The organism is Pandoraea faecigallinarum (assembly GCF_001029105.3).
GTDB lineage: Bacteria > Pseudomonadota > Gammaproteobacteria > Burkholderiales > Burkholderiaceae > Pandoraea > Pandoraea faecigallinarum.
Genome location: NZ_CP011807.3, coordinates 1,934,742 through 1,948,333, shown reverse-complemented (window position 1 = coordinate 1,948,333; position 13,592 = coordinate 1,934,742). Strand labels below are relative to the sequence as shown.

The window sequence follows — 13,592 nt, the reverse complement described above, 5'->3', positions numbered from 1 at the left end:
TCACCGACCTACAGCATGGCTGCCGCGACAAGCTCTCGGGTGTACTCGTTTTGCGGATCAAAAAATACCGACTCCGTATCGCCCTGCTCCACGAGATGGCCGTCTTTGAACACCAAAACCCGGTGTGCCATCGCCCGCATGACGGCGAGATCGTGGCTGATGAACAGATAACTCAGGTTGTACTTGATCTGCAATTGGGCCAGCAGGTGGAGCACCTGCTGCTGAATCGAGACGTCGAGCGCGCTGGTCGGCTCGTCGAGCACGAGGATTTGCGGATCCACTACTAGCGCACGCGCAATCGCAATCCGTTGCCGTTGACCGCCGGAGAATTCGTGGGGGTAGCGCGACATCGCACGGGCATCGATACCGACCTCGCGCAAGACCTCGGCAACGCGCGTACGGCGCTCGTCCTCGCTCAATTGCGGACGATGCAGCGCCAGCCCTTCGCCCACGATCTCCTCGATGGTCATCCGCGGCGACAACGATCCGAACGGATCCTGAAAGACGATCTGCATGCGTGAGCGCAGCGTGCGCCGCGCCGCGCCGCGATACGACCCGAGCGGCTCGCCCTGAAACTCGATCTGTCCGGCGCTGGTGTGCTGAAGGCCGAGCATCGCCATCGCGAGCGTCGTCTTGCCCGAACCGGACTCGCCCACCACGCCCAGCGTTTCCCCCTGACGTAGCGCCAGATCGACCGGATGCACGGCGCGGAACCGGCCACGCCGGAACCAGCCGCGCAGGCCGGGTTGCGCCGTCGCGTAGTCCACGGTCACCCCCCGCCCTTCGAGCAGCACCGGTGCGATCGGCAAAACGGGATGAACCTCGCGAAGCGGCCGGCTGTCGATCAGCTTGCGCGTGTAGGGATGCTGCGGATTCGCGAACAGCGTCTCGGTATCGGCACACTCGACGAGCACGCCCTTTTCCATTACCGCAACGCGCTGGGCGAAGCGCCGTACCAAATTCAGATCGTGCGTGATGAGCAACACCGCCATACCGCGCTTCTCGGCGGCGTCGCGCTGCAATTCGAGCAGCAGCTCGATGATCTGCGCGCGAATGGTGACGTCGAGTGCGGTCGTCGGCTCGTCGGCCAGCAGCAACTTGGGACGACAGGCGAGCGCCATCGCGATCATGGCCCGTTGTCGCTGTCCGCCCGACAATTCGTGCGGGAAGTGCGATACGCGGCGCTCCGGCTCCGGAATGCCCGTGCGGCGCAACAACTCAACGGCGCGCAGTCTGGCATCTTTTTTCGACAGCCCTTCGTGCAGTTCCAGCGCTTCGGCAATCTGCTCGCCGATCGGATAGAGCGGATTGAGCGCGGTCATCGGCTCCTGAAAAATCATGGCAACGTCGTTACCGCGCAGTCCGCGCATCTCGCGCTCGCCGAGCGCCGCCAGATCCACGCCATCGAGCACGATGCGTCCCTGAATCTCGGCGTCCTGCAACAGGCGCAGAATGGCGAGCGCCGTCACGCTCTTGCCCGACCCCGACTCGCCGACGAGCGCAACCCGTTCGCCGCGCCCGATGGCCAGACTCACGTCCTTCACCGCCTCGGTATCGCCAAAGCGCACCGAAAGACGATCGATACTGAGCAACGGCGCGTTCACATCGCCCCCCCGGCCGCAGCCTGCTTATCCGCGACACGCGTATCGAGTGCATTGCGCAAGGCGTCACCCATGAACGTCAGCAGCAAAAGCGTGAGCACCAGCACGACGAACGTTGCCAGCGAAATCCACCATGCGTCCAGATTTGCCTTCCCCTGGTTGAGCAATTCGCCGAGACTCGGCGTGGGCGGCGGCACCCCCAGCCCGAGAAAGTCGAGACTGGTGAGCGCCAGAATCGCCCCGCTCATGCGAAACGGCAGGAATGTGATGACAGGCGTCATGCTGTTGGGCAGCACGTGGCGCCGGATGATCTGCCAGTTCGACAGGCCCATCGCGCGCGCGGCACGCACGTAATCCAGTTGACGGTTGCGCAGGAATTCGGCGCGTACGTAATCGGACAACCCGATCCAGCCGAACAGCGAGAGCAGCACGAACAACAGCCACAGATGCGGCTCGAAGATCGACGCGAAAATGATCAGCAGATACAGCTCCGGCAACGAACCCCATATCTCGATGAGCCGCTGCAAGGTGAGATCGATGCGTCCGCCGTAGAAACCCTGCACGGCGCCCGCAATCATGCCGAGCAGCGTGCCGGAGACGGTGAGCGCGAGCGCGAAGATCACCGATAACCGGAAGCCGTAGAGCAGGCGCGCGAACACGTCGCGACCGCGGTCGTCCGTGCCCAGCCAGTTCTCCGACGACGGCGACGCCGGATTCGGCACCTTGGCGAAATAGTTGATGGTGTCGTAGCGGTAGCGCACCGGCGGATAGATCGCGAAGTTCTCGCCCGAGCGAATCCGGTCTTCGATGAACGGGTCGAGGTAATCCGTCGGCGTGGGGAAGTCGCCGCCGAAGGTCGATTCGGGGTACGTCTTCACGAACGGGAAATACCATTGCCCTTCGTAGCGAACGACCCACGGCTTGTCGTTGGCGATAACCTCGGCGAAGAGACTGACGCCGAACAGCACGACGAAGGCGACCAGGCTCCAGTAACCGAGGCGGTGGCTGCGAAAACGCCGCCAGACACGCCACCGGGGCGAGCGCGCGGCGCGCGAGGCGGCATGGGAAGACATGCGTGGCGATGGCGTGGCGGATCGGGTCACGTCAATGCTCCACTCGATCGAATTGAATACGCGGGTCGACCAGCACGTAGCAGAGGTCGGAGATGAGCTTCGTCACCAGCCCGATGAGCGTGAACAGATACAGCGAACCGAGCACGACCGGATAATCGCGGCGCTGCACCGATTCGTACGACAGACGGCCCAGACCGTCGAGCGAAAACAGCGTCTCGATGAGCAGGCTGCCCGCGAAAAACGCGCCGATGAATGCGGCGGGAAAACCGGTAATGAGCGGAATCAGCGCGTTGCGAAACACATGCTTGAACAGCACCTTACGCTCGGAGAGCCCCTTGGCGCGCGCCGTCAACACATACTGGCGGCGAATTTCGTCGAGGAATGCGTTTTTCGTGAGCATGGTAATGACGGCGAAGCTGCCGACCACCGACGCCGTCACCGGCAACGTGATGTGCCACAGATAGTCAGTGATCTTTGCGGGCCACGACAGATCGCTCCAGTTGTCGGAGACCAGCTCGCGCAGCGGGAACAACTGCCAGAACGTACCGCCGCCGAACAGCACCAGCAACAACACGCCGAGCACGAAGCCCGGAATCGCGTACCCCACGAGCACGACCAGACTGGTGAGCGTATCGAAGCGCGACCCGTTGCGCACCGCCTTGGCGATGCCCAACGGCACCGATATCAGATAGGTGAGAAAGAACGTCCAGAGCCCCAGCGAGATTGACACCGGCAGCTTCGATACGATGAGCGACCACACGCTTTGATGGTGAAAATAGCTCTGCCCGAGATCGAACCGCGCGAAGCGTTTGAGCATCAGCCAATAGCGCTCCATCGGGGTCTTGTCGAAGCCATAGAGGGCCTTGATCTGCGCGAGTTGCTGGGCGTCGATGCCGCGACGCCCGCGATAGTCGCTGCCACCGCCGCCCCCGCTCGCCTCACCGCCGCCGCCGCGCCCCTTGAGTTCGAGCATCACCTGCTCGACCGGCCCGCCGGGCACGAACTGGATGACCGCGAAGGTCAGGGTGATCACGCCGAGCAGCGTCGGAATCATGATCAGCAATCGCTTGAGGATGTAGGACCACATGGTTATCGGTCGACTCCGGTCGAAGCTGCGGACGCCTTCTGTTCGGTGCCCGAGCGCGAATCCCACCACGTCGAGACGAGCCAGCCTTCGGCGGTGAAATACAGCGGCAACTTTTGCGGATAGCGCAGGTTCTGCTTGTACGCCATGCGATGCGTCGACGAGAACCAGTGCGGCACGATGTAATAGCCATGCATGAGCACGCGATCGAGCGCACGCGCGGCGGCAATCAGATCCTCATACGTGTGCGCACGCACCAGGTCGGCGAGAAGCGCGTCGACCGCCGGGTCCTTCAGGCCGATTACGTTATCCGAGCCGTCCACGTTGGCGGACTGGCTGCCGAACCGGTCGAGCAGTTCGGTGCCGGGGATCTGCGAATCCGGATAGCGCAGCGAGATCATGTCGAAGTCGAACGTCTCGAGGCGCTTCTGATACAGCGCGAAATCGCTGGTACGGAAATTGAGCGTGATGCCGAGCTTGGCGAGATTGCGTGCGTATGCCGACGCGACCGGCCCCATCGCACCGCCGTCGTCGAGGAATTCGAACACGAAGGGTTCGCCTCTGGCGTTGCGCAGTGCGCCGTCGCGATACGTCCAGCCCGCCTGCGCGAGCAGCTCGCGGGCCTCGCGCAGGTTATCGCGCAAACTTGCCGGCGGGGTCGTCGTCGGTTGCACGACCATGGGTCCGAACACGGCCGGATCGAGCATCTTGCGCAACGGGCTCAGCAACTTGAGTTCCGCATCGCTTGGCATGCCGCGCGCCGCGAGATCGCTGTTGGTGAAGTAGCTGTAGATGCGCTGGTACTGGTTGTAGAACAGTTGACGATTGAGCCACTGATAGTCCAGCGCAAGGTCCAGCGCCTTGCGTACGCGCACGTCGCGAAACAGATCGCGGCGCGTGTTCAGAATGAAACCCTGCATGCCCGCGGCATTGCGATGCGCGAATTCGCGCTTGATGAGTTCGCCGTCCTTGAATCGCTTGCCGACGTAGCTGCGCACCCAACTGCGGGCGCGGTATTCCGTGATGGCGTCGAACTCTCCGGCCTTGAAGCCTTCGAGCCGCACGATGTCGTCGGAGTACAGCTTGTAGACGATGCGCTCGAAGTTATAGGTGCCGCGTCGCACCGGCAGCCCGTTGCCCCAGTAATTCGGGTCGCGCCGGAACGTGATGCGCCGGCCGCCGTCGTAGGACTCGATCCGGTACGGGCCGCTCGCCACGGGCGGCTCGAAGGTCAGCGCATCGAACGCCTTGCGCTCGCCGTGCGGCCCGGCGCCCCACTTCGGCGAGAACACCGGCACAGACGACACGAGCAACGGCAGGTCCGGGCTCACGCGACGGAAGTCGAAACGCACGCGGCTTTTGTCGAGCACCGTCACGCCTTTCACGTCGGCCAGCATCACCTTGAAGCCGGGCGCCGATTGCGGACTCATCAACGTGTCGAACGAATATTTCACGTCCTGCGCCGTGACGGGATCGCCATTGTTGAAGCGCGCGGCCGGATTGAGATGAAACGTGACGGAGGCGCCGTCGGGCGCCACGGCAATGTCGTCGGCAAGCAGGCCGTAGACGGTGGCGGGTTCGTCGGCGCTGCCGATGCCGAGCGTCTCGAACATGAGTCCGGACACACCCGGCGCGGCCGTGCCGCGCAACGTGAACGGATTGAATTTGTCGAAACTGGTGCGGCGGTCGGGGTTCGCAAGCGTCAACGTGCCGCCGCGTGGCGCATCGGGATTGACGTAATCGAAGTGTGTGAATCCCTCGGCGTACTTCGGCTCGCCGTACTGCGCGATAGCGTATTTGGCGTGGGCGACCGAGGTCGCCAGCAGGCTGGCCGACAGCACGACGGCAACGGAGGCGGCCCGTGCGATCCGCGCCGTGGTCGGCGCTCCGGCACGGTGACGCCCGTCAAGCCAGTCGATGTGGACGGCGCTGGTACAGGGATCGGCGGAATCGACGCACGGCGCCGGAGAGGACAGTAACACCCGGAATACCGCAGATGTGACGAAACTGCGGAGCGAGCCCCAGGTCGTGTGTGGATGCCGTGTCTTGCGCGCGTTCATGCGTCTCCTGTATTGGACCGCGAGTGCCAGCCTGAGAGGATCCGGACGCATCCCGCCCCACCCCTTCGGTCTGTGAGACGCCCGTGCGAAACATCTCGTAACCAGCGTCTCACGCACATTTCCCGCACGAGACTTGGCGGCGCGGCCGGACCGCGCGACAATTGTACCCAAAAGCCCGGCGTTCACCGCACTTAAAGACACGTCTCCCGCCGGCCCGGTTCCCCCATTTCAGCCCTGGAGGCCGACGTTGAGTGCTACACGATCGCCTGCGCAGAACCCTAACCGTACCCTGCCCCGCTGGCTCGCCAGATTTTTCTTTCGGTGTGTGGAAGCGGCGCAACGCAGCATTGCCCGCCATTCACTGGTAGGCGACAAACCGATCTTCGATAACGCTCAGTTTCCGTGGGTCGACGCCATCGAGGCACAGGGGCCGGCCATCGCGCGCGAGCTCGAAGCGGTCCTCGCCAACCCGGGGCGTCTGCCCGCCTTCCACGAAATTTCCCCCGATGTCGCCACCATCACGCAGGACCATCAGTGGCAGACGTTTGTCTTTCTCGGGTATGGCATGCGCGCGGAACGCAATCTGGCGCGCTGCCCCGCGACGGCCAAGGCGCTCGAAGACATTCCCGGTCTGCGCACGGCGTTCTTCTCGATCCTGTCGCCAGGCAAGAAAATCCCGCCGCATCGCGGACCGTACAACGGCGTGCTGCGCCTGCATCTCGCACTGAAGGTGCCGCGCGAGCGTGAGAAGTGCTGGATCGAGGTCGACGGTCAACGTTACGTCTGGCAAGCCAACCGGGCCGTGATTTTCGACGACGCCTACGAGCATCAGGTGCATAACGATACGGACGAGACGCGCGTAGTGCTGTTCGTCGATTTCGAACGCCCGTGCAAGGCGCCAATATCGTGGCTCAACAAATTGCTGCTCTCGTTCGCGCCGCTAACGCCCGAGTTGCAGCAGGCCAAGGCAAATCACGAGAAGTGGGAGCGGGACTACTACGCGACGCCGGCGGCACCCACTGTGCCGGCGTCAAGCCACCCGGGCGCGCGCGAGGGGCCGGAAGAGACGCCGGGCGACACCACCGCCGCCGCAGCCACGACCTCGGCCAGGCACGCCGAAACAGTGTCCGGCGAGCGCGCCCACAGTTGAGGCATCGCTCATGAAAAAACGCCAGCGAATCGTGTTCGCTGGCGTTTTTCGCTTTGCACCGGCCGAGACGGCATCGACTGCCGTGGCCGTCGTGGCTGTCGTTACTGTCGTGACTGTTGCCGCCGTCGCACCCGTCGTCAGCCTTGCCACCGACTCACGAGCGTCGTCCGGGTTGCGCGAGGGGGTCCTGCGCCGGCGGAGGCACGAAGTTCGCCGCGAGTACCGCGACGAGCGCTGCCGCCAGCATCGCGCCGATGCCGAGCGCGGCGTCGCCGAAGTGCAGATATGCGAACTTCACCGCCTCGATCACCACGACAGCCACCACGATGGTAATCATGCTGAGCATGCCCGCCACCGTCGCCCGGTTAGGACTGTCGACGGCGAACAGCGACTGGCGGTACACCACGCCATAGCTCATGCCCATGCCAAAGGCGTGCAAGGTGGTACCGATGAGCAGCGCCGGATAGCCGGGCGCGAGAATGGCTGTGCCGACCAGCGACACCGCGGCGCCGATCAACATGGCGGCCACGCCGGTGGCCAGCAGCCGGCCATTGGACCAGCGCCCGACCTGACGTGCGAGCAGCACGTTGCCGAGAATCAGCGCGGCGAACACCGGCACTTGCAGCATGGCGTACTGCATCTGCGCCAGGCCGGCGCGCTCGATCAGAAACACCGGACCGAGCGCGATCCACGAGAGCAGCGGCGTAATCGCCAGGCCCGTGAGGAGCGCACCGCGCCAGAAACGGGCACTGGCGAGCGGCAGCTTGTAGCCCTGCCACAACTGCGCCGCATTCAGCGCATTGCGATCGCGACGCGAGAGTTCGGGCATCGTGCGATACAGACCGACGAACGAGAGCACGGCGACAATGGCGATAAGCCAGAATATGCTGCGCCAGGGCCAGAACGACACGACGGCCGCCCCCGCTAGCGGCCCGAACAGCGGCGAGAGCAGCGAGACGTTCGCCATGAGCGCCATCACTCGCACCGCGGTCTTCTCCTCGAACGCTTCATGCACCGTCGGGTAGCCGACCGTCAGCACGAAACAGCAGCCCATGCCTTGCAGAAAACGTAGGAGGATGAACTGCGGCATGGTCTGCACGTAGTGCACGGCCAGACAGGCGGCGATGAACATCGCGAGTCCCGAGAGCAATACACGACGACGACCGTAGCGCTCGGCGAGTGGACCGAGCAACCATTGCAGACTCGCGTTGCCGAGCATGGCCGCGGTGAGCGCGAGCGTGGTCGCTTCGGCGGACGCGCCGAATTCGCGCGTCACGAGCGGCATGCCGGGCATGATCATGTCGTTCGAGATGTAGACCGCGAATTCGAACAGCACGAGCGACAAGGGAAACCAGAATCGTGAAACAGGCGATACGGACGTAACTGAGTGAGACACCTCGTAAGAACTCCTTTGTGCCGCCGACGCTCGTGACGTCGGCACACATGAAAAAAACAACACCCCCGGTGCCTGTGAGGCACCGGGGGTGTCTGTCGCGTCGTGCCGCCGGATGCGGCGTTCGATGCTTCAGACTTCCAACAGATCGACCTCGAAGACCAGGGTGGCGTTCGGTGGAATCACGCCGCCTGCACCGCGTGCACCGTAGCCCAGTTCGGCCGGAATGATGAGTTTGCGCTTGCCGCCGACCTTCATGCCCTGCACGCCTTCGTCCCAGCCGCGAATGACCATGCCGCCACCGAGCACAAAGGCAAACGGGTCGTTGCGGTCCTTGCTGGAATCGAACTTCGTGCCGTCGGTGAGCCAACCGGTGTAGTGCACGGTGACGGTCTGGCCCGCCTTGGCTTCGGCGCCATCGCCCACTTGCAGGTCGTCGTATTGCAGGCCGGAATCGGTAGTGATGGTCGACATGGTTGTCCTCGCTCGAAGTTCGACGGAAAGATGACGGGGGTGCTACTTTACCTCATCCGGCGACGGCTGGAAACGAATGCGGCAAAAGAAGGCGGGGGGAGGACAAAAAGAAAAGCCCCGCGAGTCCTCGAACTCGCGGGGCTTTGTCACCGCTTTTGGCGGAGACGGAGGGATTCGAACCCTCGATCCAGGTTTTGGCCCAGATGCTCCCTTAGCAGGGGAGTGCCTTCGACCTCTCGGCCACGTCTCCCAAACTTGTCGTCGCACCAGGGAGGTGATGCAACGAAGCCGTGATACTACCTAGTGTTCGCGATGCCGTCAAATATTATCCGCACCGAAACCCAACTTTTTTTGCGTACCTGTCATGCCTTCGACACGTTCGGAGGACATTTCCCGCATCGCTGCACGATTTTTCCGCTGCGCGCCGCATGCATCGCGATCACATGCGGCTCGCCCTTCTACAACACGATCAACGACGTTCGATCACTTCCGGCGGCTTACGCCTGATCGAGTTCGAACGCCTTGTGCAGCGCGCGCACGGCGAGTTCCATGTACTTCTCGTCGATCAGCACCGAGATCTTGATTTCGGACGTGGAGATCAACTGAATGTTGATGCCCTCTTCCGACAGTGTGCGGAACGCCTTGCTGGCGATACCGACGTGCGAGCGCATGCCCACGCCGACGATCGATACTTTCGAGACCTTCGGGTCGCCCAGCACTTCGGCCGCGCCGATATGACCCTGCACGTCGTTTTGCAGCAGCGCCATGGCGCGCTGATAGTCGCCACGCGGCACCGTGAACGTGAAGTCGGTCTTCCCATCGACGCTCAGGTTCTGGATGATCATGTCGACATCGATGTTCGCGTCGGCGATCGGGCCGAGGATCTGGTAAGCGATGCCCGGACGATCCGGCACGCCGCGCACGGTGATCTTGGCCTCGTCACGCTGGAACGCGATACCCGAGATGATGGCCTTTTCCATTTGTTCGTCTTCCTCAAAAGTAATCAGCGTGCCCGAGCGCGCTTCTTCGTCGAGCGCGATCATCGGGTCGGTCAGGCTCGACAGCACGCGAGTCTTGACCTGGTACTTGCCGGCGAATTCCACCGAACGGATCTGCAACACCTTGGAGCCGAGGCTGGCCATTTCCAGCATTTCTTCGAAGGTGACCTTGTCGAGGCGGCGCGCTTCGTCAACCACACGCGGATCGGTCGTGTACACACCGTCGACATCGGTGTAGATCAGACACTCGTCGGCCTTCAATGCGGCAGCGACCGCCACGGCCGACGTGTCCGAGCCGCCGCGGCCGAGCGTCGTCACGTTGCCGTTCGGATCAATCCCCTGGAAACCCGTGATGACGACCACGCGGCCGGCATCGAGATCGGCCATGACACGCTTGTCGTCGATTTCCGAAATACGCGCCTTGGTGAAAGCACTGTCGGTCTTGATCGGTACTTGCCAGCCCGCATAGCTCACGGCATCGACGCCCGCTTCCTTGAGCGCCATCGCCAGCAGGCCAACGCTCACTTGCTCACCGGTGGCGGCAATGGCGTCGAGTTCGCGCGGATCCGGGTTGGCCGAAATCTCTTTCGCCAGACCCAGCAGACGATTGGTCTCGCCGGACATCGCCGACGGCACCACCACCATCTTGTGACCGGCCTTGTGCCACTTGGCCACGCGCTTGGCGACATTCTTGATGCGCTCCACCGAGCCCATCGACGTGCCGCCGTATTTGTGTACGATCAGAGCCATAACATTGCTAACACATTGATTTAAAACCGTTTATGAATCCTGCGCAGATGCCCTTCATTGAGCATCAGAGACGTTTCGATTCGCGGAATTTTCGATTATCGCACGAATGTTTCGCGTTGGCGCCGGTTTGGCGCAGATTGCACTGTCTTGGCTTACGTACACCGCATCTGGCGGCAGATTGTGCTGCGTTTTGCAGACGATCCTCACTCACATCTCGTCGCGCCATTCCACACGCCACCGCCCACCGTCACCTTCGCCCTGCGCGCTACCATCGATGCCCAATCTCGGAACGAAGACGATTGCGTCTTCCTGCCACACGACTGGAACGTTCCGCAACCACGCCCCCACCCCGCGACTCTGATACCAATGCTTCAGCGATCGCGAATGCCCCTGTGCCCGCGCCCGCCATCGCTCTCCTCCCCCCCTCGCCTTCGCCACCAAGGGAGCAGCGCGCAAGACCCATTCGCCGATGCTTCCCTCATGCGACTCGCCCTCGGAGAGCGGCGTGAACACGACACGGCCCTTCCACTGCGGCAAGTGCCACTCCCGCTGTCCCGACCACCGTAGCACCGCGTCCGGAACGATCTCCTCCGGATCGGCGGCGTACCTCGCCGTCCACTGCAATTCATCACGGTACAGACGCAAGACGGCGTCGCCATGCGGCAACGCCAACGACGCGTGCGCCTGTGCATCGCGAATCTGCCGCACCCATTCGTCGAGCCGTGCCTCCGGCGGCATCGGCAGCCCGCGACGCGCCGTCCAGTAACGCAAGAGGTTCGCAAGACGAGACGCGTCCAAGCCCTGCAAACGACTTCGATACAGACGCTCGTCGCTGTGCGCGCTCTCGACATGCGCCATCTCGAAGTCGAGCTGCCCCAACTGATCGAGCAACGTCTGCGCCTGCGCCGCATGCCGCGCAAATCTCGCCAACGTCTCGCGATACGCCGGCACATGCGACGCAATCGCAGGCATCACGTCGTGACGCAACGCGTTGCGCAAGTAATGCCGGTCTTCGTTCGACGGATCTTCCACCCACGTGAGCGAACGCGCCTCGGCGTACGCCCGCATCGTGTCGCGCGAAACATCGAGCAGCGGGCGCAGCAGGTGCAGCGAGGACACACCGCCCCCCTCGTGCGCCGCCGTGGGTAACGCGCCTTCGATTGCCATTGCCGCCACACCGGGCAATCCCGCGCCGCGCAACATCTGCAACAGCACAGTCTCCGCCTGGTCGTTGGCGTGGTGCGCCGTGAGCAACCAGTCGACGCCGTGCTCGCGGCAAGTCGACGCAAGCGCCGCATAGCGCACCGCACGCGCCGCCCCTTCGGTCCCCTCACGTGCATTGCGCGGCACCGCCACACGCCGGGCTTCGAACGCAAATCCGCGCAAACGCGCCTCCCGCTCGCACACGTCAAGCCACTCGTCCGCATGCCCGGAGAGTCCGTGGTGAATATGGATGGCCAGCGGCTGCGTAACGGCATCGCCCGCTTCGCGCCGCTTTTGCACCCAGCGCGACAGCGCATCGAGCAGCACCATCGAATCGAGGCCGCCGCTCAGGGCAAGTGCAAGACGGGGAGCCGCACAGCCGGACGAGGACGCTGGGGACGTCGAAGAAGACGTGGCAGACGGGACAGAGGCGGCGAATGTGGTCAATGGGGCCAATGCGCCCAATGCGCCCGACGGGGCAGCCGGGCGACGCGAGGCAGACGGCGAATGAGAAGCGTCGCCAGACAGCACATGCGTCGTCAACGCGAGACGCAAAGCGATGTCCACATGTGCCACTGCCGCGTCGCATCGGGCAGATGCGAACGCGGCAGCGGAAGAATCGTGACGAGGCATCGGATTCGGCGTCGTCGCCACCACGGGCGACGACGCATTGGCAGACGCCTTACTTCGCGCCGGCTTCCTTGAATTTGCCATAGCTCATCAGGCGCTCGAAACGACGCTCCAGCAATTCCTTGTGGCTGATGCCCTGGAACTGACGCAGCGAGTCGGCCAGCGCACGCTTGAGCATGCCGGCCATGCCGAGCGGATCGCGTTGCGCCCCGCCCAGCGGTTCGTTGACGATCTTGTCGATCAGGCCGAGCGCCTTGAGACGGTGCGCCGTCAGACCCAGCGCTTCGGCAGCCTCGGGCGCCTTGGCCGCGCTCTTCCACAGAATCGACGCGCAACCTTCCGGCGAAATCACCGAATACGTCGCGAACTGCAACATCATGACCGTGTCGGCAACCGCCACGGCCAGTGCGCCGCCCGAACCGCCCTCGCCGATGATGGTGGTAATGATCGGCGTCTTGAGCTCGGCCATTACGTACAGGTTGTGACCGATGGCCTCCGACTGACCGCGCTCCTCGGCGTCGATGCCCGGATAGGCGCCCGGCGTGTCGACAAACGTGAAAATCGGCAGACCGAACTTCTCGGCCATCTTCATCAGACGCATGGCCTTGCGATAGCCCTCGGGACGCGGCATGCCGAAGTTGCGCAGCGCACGCTCCTTGGTGTCACGGCCCTTCTGGTGACCGATGACCATGCACGCCTGGCCGTTGAAGCGCGCCATGCCCCCCACGATGGCGTGATCGTCCGCGAAGGCGCGATCGCCATGAAGCTCGTGGAAGTCGGTGAAGATGTCGCGCACATAGTCGAGCGTGTAAGGACGCTGCGGATGACGCGAGATTTGCGATACCTGCCAGGGCGACAGGTTCGTGTAGATATCCTTGGTGAGCTGCTGGCTCTTCTTGGAGAGGCGCTCGATCTCTTCGGAAATGTCGACGGCGGAATCGTCCTGCACGAAGCGCAACTCTTCGATCTTCGCTTCGAGTTCGGCGATCGGCTGTTCAAAATCCAAAAAGGTGTTCTTCATCAGGTTTCCCCGGAAATGCGGCAGCGTATTGTACCGCCGGTCACAGCTACCCGGACAAGATAGGCAACTTTCATCGCCTCTCTTTCAACGATAGCCGTTAAAAATGACTGGTTGAGACGGAATGGACGCGGATTATACGTCCTCAGGTCGACAGA

The 13,592-nt window shown here is 63.2% G+C and carries 10 protein-coding genes and 1 tRNA gene; 1 reads left to right on the top strand and 10 read right to left on the bottom strand.

Going from position 1 to position 13,592, the window contains the following annotated elements; translation table 11 throughout:
• Positions 1–8: 8 nt before the first annotated feature.
• Genes AB870_RS08740 through AB870_RS08725 form a run of 4 tightly spaced genes read right to left on the bottom strand, consistent with a single transcriptional unit; the run spans position 9 to position 5,818 of the window.
• A complete protein-coding gene (locus tag AB870_RS08740) occupies positions 9–1,604 on the bottom strand; it encodes an ABC transporter ATP-binding protein (protein ID WP_047907696.1) in 1,596 nt (531 codons plus the stop codon).
• On the bottom strand, positions 1,601–2,674 hold the full coding sequence (locus AB870_RS08735) for an ABC transporter permease (RefSeq protein ID WP_047907695.1): 1,074 nt from the start codon (positions 2,672–2,674) through the stop codon (positions 1,601–1,603). The genes AB870_RS08740 and AB870_RS08735 overlap by 4 nt, the downstream gene beginning before the upstream one ends.
• Positions 2,675–2,705: 31 nt before the next feature.
• Positions 2,706–3,761, bottom strand: coding sequence for a microcin C ABC transporter permease YejB (locus AB870_RS08730; protein ID WP_039399120.1), 1,056 nt, complete (start codon positions 3,759–3,761; stop codon positions 2,706–2,708).
• 2 nt (positions 3,762–3,763) lie between these two features.
• Entirely contained in the window at positions 3,764–5,818 is a 2,055-nt protein-coding gene (locus AB870_RS08725; protein WP_237170084.1) for an extracellular solute-binding protein, read from the bottom strand.
• A gap of 247 nt (positions 5,819–6,065) precedes the next feature.
• On the opposite strand from AB870_RS08725, the gene AB870_RS08720 reads away from it, so the two are divergent.
• On the top strand, positions 6,066–6,968 hold the full coding sequence (locus AB870_RS08720; RefSeq protein ID WP_084663478.1) for an aspartyl/asparaginyl beta-hydroxylase domain-containing protein: 903 nt from the start codon (positions 6,066–6,068) through the stop codon (positions 6,966–6,968).
• A gap of 154 nt (positions 6,969–7,122) precedes the next feature.
• Here AB870_RS08720 and AB870_RS08715 read toward each other — a convergent pair whose 3' ends face one another.
• From AB870_RS08715 to AB870_RS08685, 6 genes are all read right to left on the bottom strand, one after another.
• A complete protein-coding gene (locus AB870_RS08715) occupies positions 7,123–8,364 on the bottom strand; it encodes an MFS transporter (RefSeq protein WP_157112278.1) in 1,242 nt (413 codons plus the stop codon).
• Positions 8,365–8,493: 129 nt separating this feature from the next.
• Positions 8,494–8,835 carry an FKBP-type peptidyl-prolyl cis-trans isomerase gene (locus AB870_RS08710; RefSeq protein WP_044455358.1) on the bottom strand — a complete coding sequence of 114 codons (342 nt, stop codon included), beginning with the start codon at positions 8,833–8,835 and terminating at the stop codon, positions 8,494–8,496.
• A gap of 156 nt (positions 8,836–8,991) precedes the next feature.
• A tRNA-Ser gene (locus AB870_RS08705) sits at positions 8,992–9,085 on the bottom strand.
• A 247-nt stretch (positions 9,086–9,332) separates the two neighbouring features.
• Entirely contained in the window at positions 9,333–10,583 is a 1,251-nt protein-coding gene (locus AB870_RS08695; protein ID WP_047907693.1) for an aspartate kinase, read from the bottom strand.
• 207 nt (positions 10,584–10,790) lie between these two features.
• On the bottom strand, positions 10,791–12,116 hold the full coding sequence (gene tilS, locus AB870_RS08690; protein WP_053059636.1) for a tRNA lysidine(34) synthetase TilS: 1,326 nt from the start codon (positions 12,114–12,116) through the stop codon (positions 10,791–10,793).
• 352 nt (positions 12,117–12,468) lie between these two features.
• Positions 12,469–13,437: an acetyl-CoA carboxylase carboxyltransferase subunit alpha gene (locus tag AB870_RS08685; RefSeq protein WP_047907692.1), complete on the bottom strand. Its 969-nt coding sequence runs from the start codon at positions 13,435–13,437 to the stop codon at positions 12,469–12,471.
• Between the last annotated feature and the right edge of the window lie 155 nt (positions 13,438–13,592).